This is a genomic window from Corallococcus sp. AS-1-12 (genome assembly GCF_020036995.1).
Taxonomy (GTDB): Bacteria; Myxococcota; Myxococcia; order Myxococcales; family Myxococcaceae; genus Corallococcus.
In genome coordinates, this window is the sequence record NZ_JAIQDD010000009.1 from 122022 (window position 1) to 143193 (window position 21172).

At 73.0% G+C, this 21172-nt stretch carries 11 protein-coding genes; 2 read left to right on the forward strand and 9 right to left on the reverse strand.

Annotation, left to right across the window (positions count from 1 at the left end; all coding sequences use genetic code 11):
• Window positions 1-18: 18 nt before the first annotated feature.
• Together K8556_RS17340 and ltaE are read right to left on the reverse strand one after the other, a co-directional pair.
• Window positions 19-1041, reverse strand: a complete 1023-nt coding sequence (locus K8556_RS17340) for a M23 family metallopeptidase (RefSeq protein WP_223741186.1) — start codon at window positions 1039-1041, stop codon at window positions 19-21.
• Between the two features lie 234 nt (window positions 1042-1275).
• A complete protein-coding gene (gene ltaE, locus K8556_RS17345) occupies window positions 1276-2301 on the reverse strand; it encodes a low-specificity L-threonine aldolase (protein ID WP_223741187.1) in 1026 nt (341 codons plus the stop codon).
• 35 nt (window positions 2302-2336) lie between these two features.
• Between ltaE and nth the strand changes: the two genes are divergently transcribed.
• Window positions 2337-3047: an endonuclease III gene (nth, locus tag K8556_RS17350; RefSeq protein WP_223741188.1), complete on the forward strand. Its 711-nt coding sequence runs from the start codon at window positions 2337-2339 to the stop codon at window positions 3045-3047.
• Here the strand turns inward: nth and def are convergent.
• The 6 genes from def to galU all read right to left on the reverse strand — a co-directional run bounded on the left by def (window position 3044) and on the right by galU (window position 14553).
• Complete coding sequence (gene def, locus K8556_RS17355; RefSeq protein WP_223741189.1) at window positions 3044-3571, reverse strand: peptide deformylase; 528 nt, start codon at window positions 3569-3571, stop codon at window positions 3044-3046. The genes nth and def overlap by 4 nt on opposite strands.
• Window positions 3572-3624: 53 nt before the next feature.
• Window positions 3625-9603 carry a response regulator receiver protein gene (locus K8556_RS17360; protein ID WP_223741190.1) on the reverse strand — a complete coding sequence of 1993 codons (5979 nt, stop codon included), beginning with the start codon at window positions 9601-9603 and terminating at the stop codon, window positions 3625-3627.
• Window positions 9604-9619: 16 nt separating this feature from the next.
• Window positions 9620-12013 (reverse strand): primosomal protein N', encoded by a 2394-nt coding sequence (gene priA, locus K8556_RS17365; protein ID WP_223741191.1) that lies wholly within the window; start codon window positions 12011-12013, stop codon window positions 9620-9622.
• A 177-nt stretch (window positions 12014-12190) separates the two neighbouring features.
• Entirely contained in the window at window positions 12191-12799 is a 609-nt protein-coding gene (locus K8556_RS17370; RefSeq protein ID WP_223741192.1) for a glutathione S-transferase family protein, read from the reverse strand.
• 102 nt (window positions 12800-12901) lie between these two features.
• On the reverse strand, window positions 12902-13654 hold the full coding sequence (locus tag K8556_RS17375) for a hypothetical protein (protein ID WP_223741193.1): 753 nt from the start codon (window positions 13652-13654) through the stop codon (window positions 12902-12904).
• Window positions 13651-14553: a UTP--glucose-1-phosphate uridylyltransferase GalU gene (gene galU, locus K8556_RS17380; RefSeq protein ID WP_223741194.1), complete on the reverse strand. Its 903-nt coding sequence runs from the start codon at window positions 14551-14553 to the stop codon at window positions 13651-13653. The genes K8556_RS17375 and galU overlap by 4 nt, the downstream gene beginning before the upstream one ends.
• A gap of 60 nt (window positions 14554-14613) precedes the next feature.
• Here galU and K8556_RS17385 point away from each other — a divergent pair, with 60 nt between their 5' ends.
• Window positions 14614-15483: a hypothetical protein gene (locus K8556_RS17385; RefSeq protein WP_223741195.1), complete on the forward strand. Its 870-nt coding sequence runs from the start codon at window positions 14614-14616 to the stop codon at window positions 15481-15483.
• 4 nt (window positions 15484-15487) lie between these two features.
• Here the strand turns inward: K8556_RS17385 and K8556_RS17390 are convergent, their stop codons facing one another.
• On the reverse strand, window positions 15488-21103 hold the full coding sequence (locus K8556_RS17390) for a hypothetical protein (RefSeq protein WP_304503977.1): 5616 nt from the start codon (window positions 21101-21103) through the stop codon (window positions 15488-15490).
• Window positions 21104-21172: the final 69 nt, after the last annotated feature.

The window sequence follows — 21172 nt, forward strand, 5'->3', positions numbered from 1 at the left end:
CGTGAAGGCCCGTCCCCCTCAGGGGCGCGAACCCGCGGCCGGGTGGCGCCCCTGGGACGTGAGGACGGGGGACTCCGCGGGCATGCGGGCCACGGGACGCTCGTTGTCGGAGGCGTCCGGGCCCGACTCGGGGGCGACGAGCGCCTCCAGCGGATCCAACGAAGCGCCGTCGTGCCAGAGCTCGAAGTGGACGTGGACGCCGGTCGCCAGGCCCGTGTCCCCCGCGAGCCCCACCACGTCGCCCCTCGCCAGCACCTCGCCGGTGGTCACCAGGACCTCGGACAGGTGGCTGTAGCGCGTCACCCACTGGCCGTCGTGCTGGACCTCCACCATCTTGCCGTGGTCGCCGTTCCAGCCGGCGCGCAGGACGACGCCCCGGTCCGCGACGCCCACGGGCTGTCCCCGGCGCGCCGCCAGGTCCACGCCCGAGTGGCGGCGCAGTTGGCCGGTGATGGGGTGCCAGCGGTCTCCGTAGAGGCTGGTGATGGTGACCGGCTCCACGGGCCAGGCGAGGCGCGGCGGGCCGGAGGGCTCCGGCGGCTGCTCCCAGCGGCGCAGCGTGGACGCGCGCACGATGAGGCGGCCCACGCGCACCACCACGGCCTCCGCGAGCGGGCCCGGCATGTCGCCGTACAGGCGCGCGTCCTGCTCCAGCTCCGCCTCCATCACGCCCCGGGCGCGCGTCAGGTCGCGGGTGTCGGTGTGCTCCACGGGCCGGGCCAGGAAGGCGTCCAGGGCCGCGTTCATCGCCTCCCAGTTGCGCACCTGCTCGGCGGGCATGGCGCTGCCGCGCTGGACCTTCTCGCGGTAGGCCTGGGCCTGCTGCGTGAACGCGGTGAGGGCGGCGTCCAGCTCCGGGGAGCGTTCCGGCGCCAGGGGCCCCCGGGCGCGGTCCGGTTCGCGGGGGAGGAAGGGCGTGCCGCTGTTGGCGAAGCCGCTGTCGCCCGAGGTCGCGTACAGTTCCTCAAAGCTCATCTTCCCCGGCCGCGGCGTCGCGCAGGCGGAGAGGGCCAGCAGGGCAAGGACGGCGGGTCGGCGCACGGCGGGGCGAGATTACCACGCGCCGGGCCGTCCACCTGTTCCGGGCCGTGGATCATCCCCTGACGCACGGGGGCGTGCGGTCCGCACCTGACGCAGTGGAGGGGGCCCGCCCCCGGGTCCCGGAGGACCGTCGCTCCGCCGACACGGGCCGTCCGCGGTGGCCCGTCAGAACCTGTCCGACAGTCGGACAGGTTCTGGAAGGCCGCGGCGGACCCGGGCGGGGTGCCGTCCGTGTCAGCTCGCGAAGGCCTGACGGATGCGCGCCAGGGCGTCGTCGATGTCCGCGGTGGACACGTCCAGGTGGCACACGAGGCGGATGGAGTGCGGGCCGGTGGGGTTGGCGAGCACGCCCTGCTTCAGGAGCAGCGCGGAGGCCTCCGCCGCAGGACGCACCAGGTCCGCGAACACCATGTTCGTCTCCACCCGGGACAGGTCCACCTTCACGCCCGGCACCTGGGCCAGGCCCTCCGCCAGCCGGCGCGCGTTGGCGTGGTCCTCGGCCAGGCGCTCCACGTGGTGCTCCAGCGCGTACAGCGCCGCCGCCGCGAGGATGCCCGCCTGCCGCATGCCGCCGCCCAGCCGCTTGCGCAGCCGCCGCGCCTCGCGGATGACGTCCTTCCTGCCCGCGAGCGCCGAGCCCACCGGCGCGCCCAGCCCCTTCGAGAAGCACACCGACGTCGAGTCCGTCAGCGACGCCCACGCGGACGCGGGCCTGCCCGCCGCCACCTCCGCGTTGAACAGCCGCGCGCCGTCCAGGTGCACCGCGAGCCCGGCCTTGCGCCCCGCCTCCACCACCGCCTTGAAGCGCTCCACCGGCCACACCGTGCCGCCGCCGCGGTTGTGCGTGTTCTCCAGCGACAGCAGGCGCGTGCGCGGGTTGTGGATGTTGTCCTCGCGCACCGCCGCCGCCACGGTCTCCGGCTTCAGCAGGCCGCGCTCGCCCGGCAGCGGCCCCGGCTGCGCGCCCCACAGCGCCGGCACCGCGCCACCTTCGTACTGGAGGATGTGGCTGCCCTCCTCCGTGAGCACCTCGTCGCCGGGACGGCAGTACGCGCCGATGGCGATCTGGTTCGCCTGCGTGCCGGAGGGGACGAAGACGGCGGCCTCCAGGCCGAGCCGCTCGGCCACGCGCTCCTCCAGCCGGCGCACCGTGGGGTCCTCGCCGTAGACGTCGTCGCCCACCTCCGCGTCGGCCATGAGCCTGCGCATGGCGGGCGTGGGCTTCGTCACGGTGTCGGAGCGGAAGTCGATGGGCTTCATGGTTCTCCTCGGTGCGTGAAAAGGGGCGCCCCGCCATGGTGCTTGGGCGGGGCCGCCCCGTGACATACAACGCCCGCGTGGCCCGGCGAGAGACAGTGGGTGAGAAGCGGCAGCGTGCGGTGTCGGTCCTGGACGGTCTGGAAGCAGCCATGCCGGACGCCCGCATCGAGCTGGACTACCGCACGCCGCTGGAGCTGCTGGTCGCCGTCATCCTGTCCGCGCAGTGCACCGACAAGCGCGTCAACCTGGTGACCCCCGCCCTGTTCGCCCGCTTCCCGGATGCCCAGGCCTACGCGCGCGTCGAGCCTTCGGACGTGGAGCCCTTCATCCGCACCTGCGGGCTGTACCGCGCGAAGGCGAAGAACATCGTCGCCACGGCGCGCGCGCTCGTCTCGGAGCATGGCGGACAGGTGCCGCTGGTGCGCGACACGCTGGCGGAGCTGCCAGGCGTGGGGCTGAAGACGGCGGGCGTGGTGTGCATCCACCTGGGCGGCGACGCGGCCTTCCCCGTGGACACGCACGTGAAGCGGCTGGCGTACCGGCTGGGCTTCACCTCGCAGGAAGACCCGGACAAGGTGGAGAAGGACCTGCAGGCGCTGCTGCCTCGCGAGCGGTGGACGCTGGGGCATCAGTTGCTGGTGTGGCACGGGCGGCGCACGTGCTTCGCGCGCTCGCCCGCTTGCGGCTCCTGCGTGGTGGCGGACCGGTGCCCGAAGAAGGGCGTGCGCGCCACCGCGAAGGATTAGGCGGACGCCGGGGCGCCCTGCTCGCGCGAGGCCTTGAGCTTCTTCATGCGCTTGCGGATGAACTCGCGCTTGAGCGTGGAGACGTGGTCCACGAAGACGGTGCCGTCCAGGTGGTCCGTCTCGTGCTGCACGGCGATGGCCAGCAGGCCGTCACAGCGCAGCGTCTGCTCCTGGCCTTCCTCATCCAGGTAGCGCACGGTGGCGACGGCGGCGCGGTCCACGTCCTCGGCTTCACCGGGGATGGACAGGCAGCCCTCCGTGTAGGTCGTCTCCCCTTCGAGCGAGACGAACTCCGGGTTGATCATCGCCAGGGGCTTGGACTCCGGCTGCTGCGGCCGGGTGTCCAGGACGATGATGCGCTGGAGGACGCCCACCTGCGGGGCGGCGAGCCCGACGCCCTCGGCGGCGTACATGGTCTCGAACATGTCCTTGATGAGCGCGCGGACCTTGTCGTCCACCTTCGCCACCGGCTTGGCCTTCTGCTTCAGGATGGGGTCGGGCCAGATGAGAATCTCGCGAACCATGGAGGGGACTCTTAACCCCTCCGGACCGCGACGGGCAACCGTTCCACCGGGCATCAGTCGAGCAGATTACGGGCGTACTCGCCCCGCAGTCGGTCGTCTCCCAACGCCCGGGCGGCCTCCGTCAACACCGCGCGGATCTGCTGGGCGCGGTGCTGGAGCGCGGGGTCCGGATGGCCGGCGAAGCGCAGCGGGTGGAACTCGGCGGCGAGCAGTGCGTATGCCCGCTTGACCTCTTCACTGCCGGCCGAGCGTGCGAGCCCCAACACGGTGAAGTAGTCCGCGTCCTGGATCTCCTCAAACTTGGCCTCCAGGCGGTGCACGTCCAGCTCCGGCGGCAGGCCGCCCTGGGCGTCCTCCGACGGCGGATGCAGCGCGATGAGGCCCAGCGTCCGCGCCACCGCGAGCGTCTTGAGCGCGCCGTCCTGCGGCAGGCCCGCGCCCAGGAGCAGCGACTCCAGGGTGCGCTCGCCGTCCACGGCTTGCAGGAGCTGGAGCTCGCGGGCGGAGAGGCCGAAGTCCGCGGGGGGCATGTGCGCGTCGCCTCGGGAGACCTGGGCGCGCAGGGAGCCCGCGGCGTCCAGGAGCGATTCGGCGGTGAGCGTGTTGCGCAGCCCTTCCGCGAGCAGGTGCAGCGGCGGGCGCGTGGCGGCGGCGAGCGCCACTTCGTGGGGCGCGGGCTCCGGCACCAGGCGGTAGAGCGTGGAGGGCTCCGAGAGCGCGTCCAGGAAGACCTGTTCGGTGTAGCGCTGGACCAGCGGGACGGACTCGGCTTCGCGCACGTAGCCGCGCCCGCGCAGGGCTTCCAGCAGCGTGCCGGTGGTGGCGCTGCGCACGAGGCGCAGCTCGGCCTCCTGGCGCGCGTCGATGAGGCCGTCCGCGCGGGCGCGGTCGACGAGGGACTCGCCCTGCGCGGAGGACGCGGCGCCGACCAGGGCTCCGTCGCGCAGCCAGAGGACGCGCAAGGCGTTCATCACCTTGAGCTCCAGGCGCACCTCCATGCGCGCGTCGCAGAGCCTGAGGATGAGGCGCGCGAGGCCCTCCTGCGTGAGGCTGCCGCTGCGGGACACCGCCATCTCCGGACGGCCGGGGGATTCGAGCGGGATGATGGTGGCGCGGGCCTGGGCCGCGGCTTCCTCCGCGTCCCGCTGCGCTCGGGCTTCGAGTTCTTCGCGCTCGCGTTCGGCCTGGAGGCGCTGTTCGACGGCTTCGGCTTCGAGCCTCGCGCGGGTTTCGCGCTCGCGGGTGAGCTCCTCGCGGAGCTCGTCGAGCTGCGCTTGCAGGGTGTCCCGGGCCTGCGTGAGGTCCGTGGATTCGGAGCGGGCGCGGGCTTCGGCTTCGGCGCGGGCCTGGGTCTCGGCGGCGAGGCGGGACTCCGCGACGGTGCGGGCCTGGGACTCGGTTTCGAGGCGGGCTTCGAGGTCCTGGCGGGCGCGGGCTTCGGAGTCGAGGCGGACCTCCAGCACGGTGCGCAGCCGGCCTTCGGACGTGGCCTTGGCGGTGGCTTCGGCGGCCTTCTGCTCGGCCTGGAGGGCGCGGGCCTCCGCGGCGGTGCGGGCCTGGAGCTGCTGTTCGGCGGCGGCTTCCGCTTCGGCGCGAGCCTGTTCGGCCTGGGCCAGGCGCGTCCGGGCGAGTTCGTCCGCGTCGTGCGTGGACTGTTCGGCGCGGGACTCCGCCTGGGCGAGGGACTGCGCGAGTTGATCCGCCCGGGCCTGGGCCTGGGTCAGCGCCTGCGTGAGCTGCTCGATGCGCGCCTGGGCCTCGGTGCTCGCGTGGGTGGACTGCTCCGCGCGGGCCTCGGCTTCGGTGCGTGCCCGTGTGAGCTGCTCGATTCGCGATTCGGCCTCGGTGCGCTCCTGCGCAAGCTGATCCGCGCGGGCCTCTGCTTCGGCTCGTGCCTGCTTGAGCTGCTCGATGCGTGACTCGGCTTCGGTACGCTCCTGCGCAAGCTGGTCCGCGCGGGCTTCGGCTTCGGTGCGTGCCTGCGTGAGCTGCTCGATTCGCGACTCGGCCTCGGCGCGCTCCCGCGCAAGCTGATCCGCGCGAGCTTCCGCTTCCGTACGTGCCTGCGTGAGCTGCTCGATGCGCGACTCGGCTTCAGTGCGCTCCTGCTCAAGCTGGTCCGCGCGGGCTTCGGCTTCGGTGCGTGCCTGCGTGAGCTGCTCGATGCGTGACTCGGCTTCGGCTCGTGCCTGCTTGAGCTGCTCGACGCGGACATCCGCTTCGATGCGTTCCTGCTCAAGCTGATCCGCGCGGGCTTCGGCTTCGGTGCGCGCCTGAAGGAGCTGTTCCTCGCGGGCCTCTGCTTCGGCCCGTGACTGCGTGAGCTGCTCGATGCGCACCTGGGCTTCGGTGCGTGCTTGCTCAAGCTGATCCGCACGGGCCTCGGCTTCGGTGAGCGCCTGGGTGAGCTGTTCGATGCGGGCCTGGGCTTCGGCCTGGACCTGCGTGAACTGGCCCTCGCGGGTTCCAGAGTTGGTCTGGAGCTGCTGGAGCTGCTCCGCTCGAGCATTGGCTTCGGCCAGGGCCTGCTTGAGCTGTTCGGCGGTCTTCTTCGCTTCGGCGCTGAGCTGCTCTTCGCGGGCCTGGGCCTGCTTCAGGGCCTGCGTCAGTTGCTCCACCCGTGCTTCCGCCTGGACCAGGGCTTCGGCGGGCTGCGCGGCCTTGGCTTCGGCTCGCTGACGGGCCTGCTTGAGCTGCTCCATCCGCGCGTTGACCTGGCTCAGGGTCTCCGCGAAGCGCGTCTCGTTCTGCTGCCTCGCCGCTTCGGCGTCGTCCGCTCGGGCCTGGGCCTCGGCCAGGGCTTCCTCGGCCTTCGTGGCCCGGGCTTCCGCCTGCGCCAGGGCTTCGGCGTTTCGTTCCGCGGCGGCTTCCGCGGCGGCCCGGACCTCCTCGGCCTGGCTCACGGCCTGGGCGGACTGTTTTGCCTTGGCTTCGCCCTGGAGCAGCACCTGCGCCAGTTGCTGCGCCCTGGCTTCCACCTGCGCCAGGGCCTGCGCCGACTGCTTCGCCTTCGCCTCGGCTTGCGCCAGCGCCTGCGTGGCCTGCTGCACCCGCGTCTCCGCCTGGGCCAGCGCCTGCGCGGTCTGCTTCGACTTCGCTTCGGACTCGGCCAACGACTGGGCCAACTGGTGCGCTCGCACCTCCACCAGGGACAGCGCCTGCGCGGAGTGCTTCACCTTCGCTTCAGCGGCGGTGCGGGCCTTCGCCTCGGCCTCGGCCCTGGCTTCCGCCTCGGCGCGCCGTGACTCCAGCTCCGCACGGAGCCCGGCGTCCTCGCTGTCGCGGCCCTCCGCCTGCTCGGATTCGGCTTGCGCTCGCTGACGCGCGTCCGCGCGGGCTTCGGCCGCGATCCTTGCTTCAATCTCGGCTTCGAGCCGCGCTTCCACGTCCGTGCGCGCGGCCTGCTCCAGCTCGGCGCGGGCTTCGGCTTCCTCGCGCGTCTGCGCTTCCTGACGGGCCCGGAGCTCGGCCTCCTCGCGCGCCTGGACCTCCGTGGCGAGGCGCTTCTCGAGCTCGACCATCTCGAGCCGGGCCATCTCCGCGAGGGCCTCGGCTTCGCGGCGGTCGCGCGCCTCCGCCTCCGCGCGGGCTTCCGCCTCCACACGGCTCCCGGCCTCGGAGGCGAGCCGCGCCTCGACCTCCGCGAGGGCCTCCGTCGCCGACACGGCCTGGACTTCCGAGGCCTCCTTGGCCTCCGAGGCCTGCTTCAACAGGGACTCGGCGCGGGCGCGGGCGTGGACCTCCGCTTCGGCCCGCACCTCCACGGCGCTCCGGGCCTCTACCTCCGCGTCCGCTTCGAGCCGCGCGTCCTCGCGGGCTCGCGCTTCGCTCTCGATGCGCTCTTCCAGCTCGACGCGAAGCGACTGCTCCGATTCGGCCAGGGCCTCCGCGTCGGCGGCGCGGGCCTCCGCCTCCTCGATGGCGGCGTGGGCCAGCGCGAGCTCCTCGCGCAGCGATTCCAGCTCCGCGAGGAGCTCCGCCGACGGCTCGGCCCCATCCGTGCGCGCTGGAGCGGAGGATTCCTGCTCCTGGGGGCGCATTGCGTCCGCCCGCCGCGGACCTCCAGGCACCTGCACTGGCGCCGACGGTGCCGGGTCATCCCGCCGGGCGTTCGCGCGCTCCACCAGCGCGTCGCGCGAATTCGCGGAGGCACCCGCGAGCATCGAGTCCCCTGCTCCGACCTTGCCGCCTGGATGCGCGAAGGAGTCACCGGCCCTGACCGGTTCACCCGTTCCAGGCTTGTCGCTCAGCCCCGCGGCGGTGCGACCGCCCCGCTCCGCCCCAGCTCCAGACGGGTCGCCCAGGCCCGCCGCGCGGCCACCGGCCCCCACTCCGGACTCATTGCCCGGACGCGTCGAGGTGCCGCCGGTCGCCGCATTCGCGGCGCTGCCTCCCGCGCCGGCCGCATCGCCCGGGGTCGCGGACGAGACACCCACGCTCGCCACGACGCCCGCGCTGCTCTTGCCCGACGCGCGCAGCGGGACACGGGCCGCGACACGCAGCGGCCTCTCGGTGTTCACGCGAGGCGCGGCGCTGTCCGCCGTTCCTCCTTCGCGCGAGCCCGTGGCCTCCTCCGGACGCGACGCCGCCTTGGTTGGATTCGCGGGGGCCGCGCCCGTCGGGCTCGCGGGCTCCGTCCACTGGAGGGGCTTGGAACCCTCCTCCTTGGCCTCCTCGACGGTCTCGGAGTCGAACCAGTCCGAACCCACCGGCTTCGCGTCGGCCGAGGAGGACTCCTCCTCCCGCTCGCGCGCCTCGGCGGAGGCCTTCAGCTCCGCCTCCAGCACGTCCCAGTTCGACAGGCCCGCCGCCGCCAGCTCCTCCTCGGTCGGCTCCGAGGGCGCGTCCTCCACCTCCGCCTCCGACGCACCCGCCGCCGCGGCCCGCTCCTCCGCCGCCACGTCGTCCGCGACCGAACCGAAGTCCGTCTCGTCGGAGTCGTCCACGCCGCCCGGCGCCGCACGCACCTCCAGCTCCGGATCCGGCTCCAGCTCCTTCCACGCCAGCGGCGCGGCGCCCTCCGGCTCCGGCGCCTTCGCCGCCCCGCCGTCCTCGTCCGAGTCGACGTCGAAGAAGCCCTCGTCCCCCAGCTTCGGCGCGGGCTTCACCGGCTTCAGCCCCGGCGGGGTGAGCGGCTCTTCACGGAACGCGAGCCGCCCCTCGGCGGGCGCCTCCTCCGTGCCCCCCTCGTTCGGGAACGGGAAGCGCAACGTGGTGCGCGCCTCCGGTGGGCGGCCCTCGAACGCGCCTTCCGCGTTCGGCGGCTCCGCGTCCCACTCGTTGCCGACGCTCGCGTCGGGATCCTCCTCACCCCACGCCTCGCCGGAGTCACCCTCCACCGCCGCCCCGGCCCACTGCGACTTCGTGCCCACCGACAGCGCGGAGTCGATGGAGGCGATGGCCTCCGACTCCACCTCCAGGTGCGCCTGCTCCAGCGCGGCGTTCATGCTGCGCTCGCGCTGCTGGTGCACGGCGTGCGCGCTGCGCTCCTCGCGCGTCATCGCCGCCACTTCCCAGTCCGTCTGGTTCAGCGGCGCCAGGTCCCCGAACAGCGCGTTCGCCAGCGCGGGGTCTCCGCCCACCGAGCGCGGCGCCGTCGCGTGCCAGGCCTCGTCCGGCTCCGGGGCGCTGCCCTTCACCGGCTCGCCCAGCGTCCGGTTCTCCACCACGCGCCAGCCATCCGCCTCCGCCGGCGCGCGGATCAACGTGTCCACCAGCGTCACGAAGCTCGGCCCGTCCAGGGGCAGCGGCGCCACCGGCGCGCTGAAGCCCTCGATGGCCTCGCTCAACAGCAGCACCCGCGCCTTGTGGCCATCCGGGTGCAGCACCAGTTCCTCCAACACCACGCGCCCGCGGCCGCTCTCCACGCCCGGCGCGAGCACGATGAGCTCCGGCAGGTGATGGCCAAAGGCGATGAGCGCGTCCGCGGCGGAGGTCGCGAGGATGACCTCGTGCCCTTCGCGGGACAGCAGTCGCCGGACGGCGGCGATGGTGGCGATGTCGTCGTGTACGAGGAGGACCGAGGCGCCCATGGGGGAGCCCGGGAGTCTACAGCATGGCCCCGGGATCCACGTCGATGACGACCTTCACCCCATTCGGCACATCCGCCAACGCCGCCTCCAACCGGGCGAGCAATGGGGCGAGCGCCGCATGCGTCGGCGCCTTCAGGAGCAACTGCCAGCGCGTCTTGCCCCGGATTCGGGCAATGGGCGCCAGGGCCGGCCCCAAAAGGCGCACCCCCGCCGACGCCGGCGGCATGTGGCGTCCCACCAGGTTCCCCAGGAAGCGCGCCACGCCCGCGGTCTGCTCGGGGTGCTCGCCCTCCAGCCGGACGGCCGCCATGCGCGCGAAGGGCGGGTAGGCCAACGCCTTGCGCCACTCCAGCTCCTGCTTGGAGAACCCGTCGAAGTCGTGCGCCAGCACCCGCTTCACCGGCTCCGCGTCCGGGTTGTAGGTCTGCACCAGCACCCGCCCCGGGTCCTTCCCGCGCCCCGCTCTCCCCGCCACCTGGGTCAGCAGGTGGAAGGTCCGCTCAGCGGCTCGGAAATCAGGAATCGCCAGGGAGGTGTCCGCCATCACCACGCACACCAGCGTCACGCCCGGGAAGTCGTGCCCCTTGGCCACCATCTGGGTGCCCACCAGCACGTCGATTTCACGCCGCGCGAAGGACGCCAGCAGCTCCGTGAGCTTCTCCGCGCTCGTCGCGGAGTCGCGGTCCAGCCGCGCCACGCGTGCGTGCGGAAGCCGCTCCAGGACCTCCGCCTCCACGCGCTCCGTGCCGATACCGAGCTTGAGCAGCGGGCCGGTGCACTCGCGGCAGGCGTTCGGAACGGGGAACGCCACGCCGCAGTAGTGGCACACCACCCGGTTCTGCGAGCGGTGGTGCGTCATGCACACGTCACAGTCGTGGCACTTGAGGGACAGGCCGCACACCTCGCACAGGAGGATGGTGCTGTGGCCGCGGCGGTTGAGGAACAGGATGACCTGCTGCCCCTTGGCCACGGTCTCCTCCATGGCCTGGAGCATCTGCGGGCTCAGGATGGGCGCCTCTTCCGTCACCTGGCCCTCGCGCGGACGCTCCACGCGCAGATCCACCAGGTTGATGGTGGGCATGGGCCGGTCGTCCACGCGGTTCTTCAGTTCGATGAGCTTGTAGCGGCCGGAGCGCGTGTTCTGGAGCGTCTCCAGCGAAGGCGTCGCGGAGCCCAGCACCACCACCGCGCCGGCCTGCTTGCCGCGCACCACCGCCAGGTCGCGCGCCTGGTAGCGCAGCTTCTCGTCCTGCTTGAAGGACGGGTCGTGCTCCTCGTCCACGACGATGAGCCCCAGGTGCTCCACCGGCGCGAACACCGCCGAGCGCACGCCGACGGCGATCTTCACCGTGCCCTTGCGCAAGGCCTGCCAGTGGAACAGCCGCTCGCGGTCCTTCAGCCCCGAGTGCAGCACCGCCACGTCGCCGCCGAAGCGGCTGCGGAAGCGCCCCACCAGTTGCGGCGTGAGCGCGATTTCGGGCACCAGCACCAGGCTGCCCAGGCCGCGCGCGAGCGTGTGCTCCACCGCGCGCAGGTACACCTCCGTCTTGCCGCTGCCGGTGACGCCGTGCAGGAGGTACGGCTGGAAGCCGCCCGCGTCCACGGCGCCCTGGAGCTCCTTCACCGCCAGGGCCTGCTCCGGGGTGAGGCGGTCCGGGCGGTTCTGCACCAGGCCCTCGCGCACGCCGGGCTGGAGCGTCACCTCCACCCACTTCACGAACTTGCGCGTGGCCAGCTTCTTCAGCGTCTCGCGGGCGCCGGGGATGGCGTGCGTCACCTCGTCCAGCGGCGCCCTTCCGCCCACCGCCAGGAGGTACTGGAGCACCGCGGCCTGCGCCGGGGCGCGGGCGAGCGCAGGGGGCAGCTCCGTGACGAGCGCCTCCACGAAGAACTGGATGTCCGGCTTCGCTTCCTTCTCATCCACCGCGGTGGAGAGGCCCGGCGGCAGCGCGCCGCGGATGACCTCGCCCAGCGGATAGCGGTAGTGCTCGGCGGTGAAGCGCAGGAGCGCGATGAGGTCCTTGGGCAGGGACGGCGAGTCCTCCAGCACGCGCTGGATGGGCTTGAGCCGCACGCCCCCTTCCACGGGCGCGTTCGCGGGCCCCAGGTAGAAGCCCAGCGCCATACCCCGGCCGAAGGGCACGAGCACGCGCTGCCCCGGGGCGAGGTTGCCCGCGAGCGCCTCCGGCACCAGGTAGGTGAACTCCCCGCGCACGGGACGGCCCACGGCGACAGAGGCGAGTTGGGCGGGGGTGGCGCTCACGGAGGGGCGCACTGTAGCGGCGTGCTCCCGCTGCGACACTTCCCTTCCCACTTCCGTACGCCGCGTCCGCAACGGAATGGAACCGCGAGAGGGGGCCTCTCCCTGTGTCCGGGGAAAACCACCCAGCGCGAAGTGCTCCTGCTCCATGACCGACCTCTTGCCGCCAGTTCCCCGGCCCGCCCGTCCTGCACCCGGGATCCACTGTGCCCCGGGCGTCTGACATGCCCCCTGCCCCGGGAAACACGAAGGGCCCCTTCCGGCCCTGGAGGACAGGGTGCGGAAGAGGCCCGGGTGGCCTGCGCGGAAGAGGGCCGTGCGGGCGGCCTAGCGGCCGTGGGCCTTCTTCACGGACGGGCGGTTGGACACGCGGTCCCACCACGCCATCACGTTCTTGTACGGGGCCACGGTGTCCTTCTCGCCCATGGCGAAGAGGTACTCCATGTACGGCGCGAAGCAGACCTCCGCGAGCGTGAAGTCATTGCCCGCCAGGAACGGCCGGTTCGCCAGCGCCGCGTCCAGGACCTCCAGCGGACGCTTCATGCCCTCACGGCCCTTGGCGATGTTCTCCTCGTTGTTGGTGCCCCGGAAGCGCTCCATGACGATCTTCATGGCCTGGTTGGAGAAGTAGGACTGCTCCACGCCGATGAACTGCTCCATCAGCGCGTAGGCCTTGGGGTCCGCGGGCGTCAGCGACGGGCCCGGCAGGGTGCGGTCCAGGAAGCGGGCGATGGCGCGCGACTCGTAGATGATGAAGCCGTCGTCCAGCTCCAGCGCCGGCACCACGCCAAAGGGATGACGGGCGATGTGCTCGGGCGTCTTCTGCTCGTGCTTCATCAGGTCGATGTTGACGAACTCGGCCTGGTGGCCCTTCTCCGCCAGGACGGTGAGGACCTTGCGGGTACACGTGCTCATCGGGTTGCCATAGAGCTTCATGCGAATCGCCTCCGGGCCAGGAACCGGGGAAATCCCGGTCCTGGAACGGGCGGGACTTTCACCGTGAGCCCCGCCCATCGCAAGCGAATCGAAGCGAAGCCGCTACTTGAAGAGCGAGTCCGGCACCGCCGAGCGGTTGTCCGCCTTGAGGGCGGTGAAGCGCACCACGCGCTGGCCCGCCTTCCACACCTCCACCGTGCGGGGCATCCAGTCGCCGGTGGCGGGCGAGGCGTAGTCCAGGAAGCGCACATCCCAGGCCGCCCCGGACGCGTCCGCGTAGCGCAGGCGCGCGGGCCGGAAGGCGTCCTTGTAGACCCAGAACTGGGGCTTGCCCTCCGCGGGGTCTCCCAGGACGTAGGCCACCTCCCCGCCGAAGCGCGCGAGCGACGTCACCTTCGTGTTGACGCCCAGCCCCTGGAGCCAGGCCTCCTGGGCGAGCCTGGTGTCCTGCACGCTGCCCGCGTCCTGCGCGAGGATGGCGCACACCTGGGTCACCAGCACGGAGATGGCGGGCAGCTCCTTGCCCTCCACGCGCTTCCTGCCGGAGGCCTGCACGGTGGAGGACTTGAGGCTGCTGTCCGGCGAGCTCGCGTCGAAGCGGCAGCGGCCCGGAATCTTCACGGACAGCACGCCGTCCCCCTGGAGCTCCGGGCGGTCGGTGGGGACGTTGAGGGCGGCCCCGGCCTCCGCCACGCCCGTGGCGGAGAAGATGACGGAGCCCTCCACGCGGAAGGCCGACAGGTGCTTCTCCTCCCGCGCGTTGGCCATGCGCCGCAGGATGGAGCCGCCGGGCAGCACGTAGGCGCCGGCGGCGAGGGACACGAGGACTGCGGATGCGGCGATGAGACGCTTCACGGCTTCTCCGTCTTGACGACCTCGCGCAGGTACTCCAGGAGTCCTCCGCGCAGGTCGGGGCGCTTGAGCGCATAGGCGATGTTCGCCTTGAGGTAACCCACCTTGTCACCGGCGTCGTAGCGCTGGCCCTGGAACTTGTAGCCCAGCAGACCTTCGCTCTTCTGGAGCGTGGCCAGGCCGTCCGTGAGCTGGATTTCGCCGCCCACGCCCGTGGTCTGCTTCTCCAGGATGGGGAAGATGGACGGGGGCAGCACGTAGCGGCCAATCACCGCCAGGTTCGACGGGGCGGTGCCCTTCTTGGGCTTCTCCACCACGTGGTCGATCTGGATGACGCCGTTGCCCAGGTCCCTGCCGGCGGCGATGCCGTACAGGTGCGTCTCGCTGTCGGGGACCTCCATCAGCGCGATGACGGCCTTCTGGTGCTGCTGGTAGATGCGCGCCAACTGGCCGATGCCCGGGTCCTCCGAGTCGATCATGTCGTCGCCCAGGAGGACGCCGAAGGGCTCGTCGCCGATGACGCTCTTGGCGCACAGCACGGCGTGGCCCAGGCCGAGCGGCTCCTTCTGGCGCACGCTGATGATGCGCACCAGGTTCGCGATGGCGCGCATGCGGTCCGCCTCCGCCGTCTTGCCGCGCGCGCGCATCGTGGTCTCCAGCTCGAACGCGATGTCGAAGTGGTCCTCGATGGCGCCCTTGCCGCGGCCGTTGATGACGACGACGTCCTCCATGCCGGCCTTCACCGCCTCCTCCACGATGTACTGGAGGGTGGGCGTGTCGACGATGGGAAGCATCTCCTTCGGCACGGCCTTGGTGGCCGGGAGGAAACGGGTGCCCAGGCCGGCGGCGGGGATGACGCACTTGCGGATGAGCTTCGCTGCCTTCGTGTCGGTGGAGGACATGGGGCGGGGAATCTATTGGTGGCCCAGAACCCCAGCAAGCCGGATAGATTCCCCGGCGCCATGCCGCTCCGTGCCATCCTCGCCGCCCTCTCCTTGACGCTGTCCGCGGTCCCCTTCATCGCCCGGGCCGCCACCACCGAGCGGGCCGACGAGCTGCGCAACGTCGCGAGCGCACGGTCCCTGGGCATGGGCAGCGCCTTCCGGGCCACGGGCATGGGTGCGGACGCACTCCTGGGCAATCCGGCGGCGATGGCGCTGTTCCCGGCCTACCGCATCGAGGGCACGGGGGCGTACGACCCGCGCAACAAGGAGGGCTTCCTGGGCGTCACCCTGGCGGACTCCAGCAGCGGCCGGCTGGCGCTGGGCGTGGACTACCACTGGCTGTCGCTGGGGCGCGGCGGGGGGCGCACGTCCGCGAACCTGAGCACGCTGGGCGCGGCGCTGCCGCTGGGCGAGTCGCTGCTCATCGGCCTGTCGGGGCACTACCTGCGGCTGAACGGCCAGTCGCGCTTCGCCAACTCCATCACGATGGACGCGGGCATCCTGTTGCGGCTGAGCGAGCAGCTTTCGCTGGGCGTGTCGGGGCACAACCTCATCGACACGGAGAACGTGGAGCTGACGCGCTACTTCTCCGCGCACGCGGCCTACGTGGGGCAGGCGGTGGTGGTGGCGTTCGACATGCGCGGGGACTTCGAGACGCGCGACTCGGCGGTGCTCACGTACAACACCGGCGCGGAGTACATCCTCGACCAGACGATTCCGCTGCGCGCGGGCTACACGTACGACGGCTTCCAGAAGATTTCGCGCGTGACGGTGGGCGCGGGCTTCCTGTCGCCCGGGGGCGGCGGCGTGGACCTGGCGTACCAGCACGACCTGGGCGGGCTGAACGGGCGCGTGCTGTCGCTCACGCTGCGGCTGCTGGTGAACTGAAGCGTCAGCGGCCCCGGCCGGCTTCGGAGGCGTCTCGCAGGGCGAGGTAGCGCTCGGAGGCGGCGAAGCGGACCAGCTCCTCCAGCTCTGAATCGTGGGGGCGGCGGGCGCGCAGCACGGTGAGCGCGGGCCCGGGGCCTCCGCAGGCGACGAGCCCCGCGCGGTTGGCGGAGTCGCGCGCGGCGGCGACGAGGAGGCTCGCGTCGAAGTCCCGGGTGCCGGGCTCCATCAGGAGGGCGGCGCGCTCCAGGGCCCTGGGGGACAGGGACTCGCGCACCACGCGGGCGTCGTCACCGGCGTCCTTGGGGTTCTTGAGGACGGAGGACAGGAGCGCGAGCGCGCGCAGCAGGTGGTCCTTGCGCAGGGCGCGCAGGGCGAGCAGGTCCGGCGACAGCGAGAACAGGGCGCGGCCGGCGTGGAAGCGCAGCTCGGCGTTGGTCGGGGGCTGCTGCACGAGGAGCCGGCCCACGACGAGGCGCGGGGCGGTGGTGTGCAGCGGGGTGATGTTGGCGCTGTCGTCGTCGCCCGCGACGAGCTCCGGCAGGGGCACGCCCAAAAGGCGCGCGGCGCCGTTGAGCGCGTCGAGCACGGCGCCAGCGCCTGGGCCGGAGGAGGCGCGCAGGGGCTCCGTGGTGTTGGCGATGCGCGCGGGTGACGGGAACAGCCGGCACAGCGCGATGCCCACGCACGCGAGCAGCTCGCCGGACGGGGTGCGCAGGCCCGGGTGGCGCAGGCCGGCGCGCTCCTGGTGGGTGAGGGGCGCGCGCTGCACGCGGGGCGCGGGGACGTCGCGGCCCTCCAGGGCGTCCGCGAGCTCGCGCATGAGCGCGGCGCGGGTGACGTCACCGCGCTGGTCGAAGTGGTCCACGAGGCCGCGGTAGGGCTTCGGGTCGAGCGGGCGCTCGCGCACGAGCTTGAAGACGAGCGGCTCCGCGGAGGTGGCGTCCGCGGGGGGCGCGGGGTCCGGGACGGCGGCGGGCGTCTCGCGGGTCTCGGTGGAGCCGACGGTGGGGCGGCCCTGGGCCTGGGGGCGCGTGGGGGCCGGGCCGGAGACGGTGCCTTCGGGGCGGCCGGCGCGATGGATGCGGCGCACGGGGTCCATGCGGCCGGGAGGCGCTTCCCACGCGATGACGCTCGTGGCCTCCACGGGCCCGGCGCCGAGCTCCTGGGCGTCCTCGTCTTCGTCCTCGGACGGAATCTGGCTGAGGAGCGGGATGTCGGGCGGGGCTTCGGGAGCGCCGCGGCCCTTCGCGGGAGGGGCGACGGGGCGCGAGGCTCCGGCCATGGCGCGCGGCGCGGGGGCCGGAGGTTCCACGCCACTGGCGGACAGCGGGGCACGGGGGGCGGCGGGAGGTTCCACGCCGCTGGCGGACAGCGGGAGTCGGGGCGCGTGGCCGGCGCGAGGGGCACGCTCCACGCGGGACGGGGCTTCACGCACCTGCGTGCCCGCGTGCTTGGAGGAGCGGGAGGCGTTGTCCTCGGGGGTGGGCGCGGCCTTGCGCGACGCTGGGGCTTCGGGCTCCGCGTCTGGGGGGAGCGCGGCGCCGAAGGCCGTGGTCCTTTCGCGAGGAGGCGTGGCGGCTGCGCGCGGCTTGCGGTCGGGCGCGGAGGTGGCGTCGTCCGGCGTGGGGCCGGGTTCCTGCGCCGAGCCGCCGCGAGACGGCTTCGCGGCCCGTGCCATGCCGCTGGGAGTGGGGGCGGACTCCGCGACGGGGACAGGGCTCTCCGCTGGCGCCTTCGCGGCGCGACGCGGGGGCTCTGCTTCCGGCGGCGTGCTCGCGATTGAGCCGTGACGGCCGGATGGGGCCTTCGGCTGGCGGGTGGGGTCCGTGCTTGCGGCCGACACGCCAACGGGAGCGTGACGACCGGACGGGGTCTTCGGCTGGCGTGCGGCGTCTGGGCCCGGCGCGGCGGTACCGACAGGCGCATGGCTTCCGGAGGGTGCCTTGGGCTGGCGCGTGGCTTCCGCAGGGGACGGTGCGGCACCTACCGGCGCATGACGTCCCGAGGGCGCCTTGGGTTGCCGAGGGGCTTCCGTGGAGGACTTTGCGGTGTCCTCCGGTGCGTGACGCCCCGGAGCGGCCTTGCCAGGAAGCTCGACCTCCGCTCCCGGCACTGTATCCGCGAGGGACACCGGGCTTCCCACTGGAGCCTTCCCGGATGCGGGGCGGCGCTGCGCTTCCGTTCCCTGGGCGGTATCTCCCACCGACGCGTGCCGTCCCGAGGGGGCCTTGCCAGGAGACGCTCCCGAGCCTCGCTCGGGTTCCTTCCGCGACGCGCGCTCAGCCGTGTCACTCCGCGCTCCCGCGCGCCCTCGCTTCTTGTTGCCAGGAGACGCGTCGGGTTCATCTCCTGCCGCGTTGCCACGCCCCTTGCGCGAAGCCGTGCTGGCTCCTGGAGCCCCGGCCTTCGGGTCCGCTCCGGGCGAGCGCTTCTCCGGTGCATTGGCGGCCGAGGCCTCCTCCGCCTGGAGCAACGAGGGGACATCCGTGTTGGACGTCACCTCGTCGGACAGGTCCTTGCGCTTCGCCGCGGGCACCCGGCCCGTGGCGACCGGCGGCGCGACGAGCACCGACGGCGGCGGCACCCCGACGGCCTGCGCTGGCGCCGGACGCGCGGGCTCCGGCGACGGCGGACGGGCGCGCTGCTCGCGGGACTTGCGCAGACTCTCGGCGCGGCGCGCGTAGAGGCGGGCCTTTTCCGTGTTGTGCAGCACCTCGCGGCAGAAGAGCGCGAGCCGCTCCCACGTGTGCTGGCGCTCCTCGTCGTCCTCCGTCGCGGTGGCCGCGTTCTCCAGCGCCCAGGCGGCCTCGCCGAACTGCTCGCGCTCGGTGCAGCGGTCCGCGAGCAGCAGCCAGGCTTCCTTGTGCCCCGGCTCGAAGCGCACGGCCTGGCGCAGCTCCGCCAGGGCCGCTCCCGCGTCGCCCATCGCCTCCAGCGTGGCGACCCGCTCCAGGTGCGCCTTGCGCGCGGCCGGCCCCCGAGGCTCGCGGGCGAGCTGCGCGTGCAGCAACGCACTCAGCGCAGGCAGGTCCCCCAGACGGCGCGCGAGCGCCAGCAGGTGCTCCCGGGGTTGTTCCTGCTCCGGGCTCTCCGCGAGCACCTCCGCCCAGGCCCACTGCGCGATGCGCAGGTCGCCCAGGGACTCCTCCGCGGTCTGCGCGAGCACCCGCAGCGCCTCCAGGCGATCTGGCGCGCGGCGAGGCGCGGCGGCGCAGGCGGCGCGCAGGCGCTCGACCTGGGCGAAGCGCTCGTCGTCGGAGACGCTGCGCACCAGCCCCGCGAGCACCGGCAGCATCCCGGGCACGAGCGCATCCGCCGCCTCGAAGTCCTCGCGCGCCTTCGCGGGGTTGCCCATGTTCAACTGCCGCTCGCCTCGCGTCAGCAGGGCCACGGCGCGGGCCCGCGAGGTCCTCGCCCGGGAGATCGCGTCATCGAGCGCACGGCGCACGAGCGACGCGTCCTCCCGCTGCGACAACAGCCGGACCTGTTCACGCAGCGCGGTGCGCTCACCGGTCAGCTCGACGATCTCCCGGTACATGCGCGCGGCGCCCGCGGAGTCCTGGAGCTCGTTCTCCATCACCTCCGCGAGCCGCGTCAGCGCTTCGGCGCGCTCGGGTGCGTCCTTCGCCCGGTCCGCGCGCCTGAGGTACAGTTGGGCCAGCTCGCGCCACGCACTGCGCGCGATGAGCTGCGCCTCCTGGCGCTGGGACTGAGCCCGCTCCGAGCCCTCGTCCGCGGTGCGTGGCGGGGGCACGGCGGTGGCGGCCCCCTCCTGCGGGAAGACGACCTCTGAAGTTGACTCCTCTTCGTCGAACCCGGGCTTCGAAGTGGAGGGGACGAGCACGGAGGCCCGTCGCGGAGCCGATGGCTTCCCGTCCCGGGACTGCGTTGACGCGGAAGCGCCCTTCTCCGCTTCGACCCGCTCGGGCGGGATGATCTCCGAGGTCGACTCCTCGTCGTCGAACGCCATCGCTGGCGCTCCCGGCACCAGCACCGCATCCGGCTGGCGGGGGGATGATTTCTTCGCGGTCGATGCGTCCTCTCTCGGCGCCCTGGCTTCCGCTTCAGCGGCCGGTTCGGACGGAGGTGGAGGGAGGACCTCCGACGTCGACTCGTCCGCGTCGAAGGCCTGGGAAGGCGCTCCCGGCACCAGCACCGCATCCGGCGGACGTGGCGCCATCCGCTCCGATTCCGGCGCGTCAGGACCAGCGGTCTTCGCGGACGCCGCCATCGTCGAGGCCGGAGCCTCCTCGGTTGGATTCAGCGATACGGGCTGTGCGGCCTCGGCTGGCGGCGCGTCCTCGAGCTTCCTGCCGAACACCTGCGTCGACTCGAACAACGGCGCGGAAACAGGCGTCGATGCTTCGACCTTCTCGTCGGGTGTCCGCACCGCATCCGACGCCGCTGACTCGGTCGCAACGGCCTTCACTTCGGACGCGGCTGCCGTGTCCGGAAGCAGCGGCGTCTGCGTTGCGCTCGCTGGCGACGTTCCAGCGCCTGACGACGCTGCCGCTTCGACGCGCTCCGGCGCCTTTGCCGGGCCCGACAGCATCAGTGCGCTCAACGCCGTGATGACGTGTTCAGGCACCGTCGCGGACGGCGAGGTGTTCGACGGCGTAACGACGGGCGCAGGCGCATCCGCGGTGTTCCCGGATGACGAAGCGTTCGCCTCGCCAACAGCGCTCTCAACCCGAGGCGCTTCGTCCACGGACGACGATGCACCCGAGCCCTCGGGGGCCGTATCGCCCGGTGCTTGCGCCGCGACTTCAGGGCGCACCGCATCCGGTCCCTTCTCGCCAGCCTCCTGCTGGTCAGCGAGCTGGGGTGACTCGACGGGCCCGATGCCGGAGTCCGCCTCACTCCGTGCGACGGTCTTCGCGACCTGCGGCGGCGTCACCACCCGGGCCTTGCCCGGCCCCTCGTCATCCCAGGGAAACTCCGGCCCTCGCGACGCCGCCCGTGCCGGCTCCGCCCACTCGCCCAGCGGGACCTGCACCGTGGCGGCCCGGGGCGTCCACGCCTGCGGGGCCGGCACCGCCACCACCGGCATCTCCACCACCGTGTTGCCCAGCTCCGGATCCGACAGCGCCAGCGCGGACACCTCCACGGTCTTCGTCCGGGACTCGTCGTCCTCCGCCGGGGGCCGCGGCACCGGCTTCGCCTTCGCCACCCGCTCGCGCAGCACGTCGAGCACGAAGCGGGCCCGGGCGTCGTCCGGCGCGTCCATCAACAACCCGTTGAGCACCGCCGCGGCGCGCGCTTCCTGCCCCGTGCGCCGCAACACCCGCGACAACTGGCGGCGGACCTCGCGGCGCACCTCGCCCCGCTCCGTCACCATCGCCGCGTCCAGCAGGGTGATGACCGCGCGCTCCGTGCCCGCCTTCAGCGCGCACCGGACCAGCACCGCCGCCAGCCGGGGCGTCATCGGCAGGGAACGGCTGGCGGACACCAGCCCGGAATACGCCCGCGCCGCCTGCCCCTCCTGGAGCAACCGGGCCGCGTCCCGGCAGATCCGGGCCACCGCGCCTCGCACGTCCTCTCCTCGCGAGCCCAGCTCCGGTCCGCGCAGGGAGGGCTCCGGCGTCCGTGGGCCCTTGCCGTGTCTCCCGCCACCCATGAAGCCCCCAGTCTACACACGATGCGCGGGACACGGGCACCCTGTCCGCCAGCACAGGGCCCGGGTTTT

Excerpts from the sequence above, each read along its gene's own strand:
- K8556_RS17360 (WP_223741190.1), bottom strand. The coding sequence starts at position 9,603 with ATGGGCGCCTCGGTCCTCCTCGTACACGACGACATCGCCACCATCGCC.
- galU (WP_223741194.1), bottom strand. The coding sequence starts at position 14,553 with ATGTCCTCCACCGACACGAAGGCAGCGAAGCTCATCCGCAAGTGCGTC.
- nth (WP_223741188.1), top strand. The coding sequence starts at position 2,337 with ATGGTGCTTGGGCGGGGCCGCCCCGTGACATACAACGCCCGCGTGGCC.
- K8556_RS17390 (WP_304503977.1), bottom strand. The coding sequence starts at position 21,103 with ATGGGTGGCGGGAGACACGGCAAGGGCCCACGGACGCCGGAGCCCTCC.
- K8556_RS17385 (WP_223741195.1), top strand. The coding sequence starts at position 14,614 with ATGCCGCTCCGTGCCATCCTCGCCGCCCTCTCCTTGACGCTGTCCGCG.
- def (WP_223741189.1), bottom strand. The coding sequence starts at position 3,571 with ATGGTTCGCGAGATTCTCATCTGGCCCGACCCCATCCTGAAGCAGAAG.
- K8556_RS17370 (WP_223741192.1), bottom strand. The coding sequence starts at position 12,799 with ATGAAGCTCTATGGCAACCCGATGAGCACGTGTACCCGCAAGGTCCTC.
- priA (WP_223741191.1), bottom strand. The coding sequence starts at position 12,013 with ATGGAGCAGGAGCACTTCGCGCTGGGTGGTTTTCCCCGGACACAGGGA.
- ltaE (WP_223741187.1), bottom strand. The coding sequence starts at position 2,301 with ATGAAGCCCATCGACTTCCGCTCCGACACCGTGACGAAGCCCACGCCC.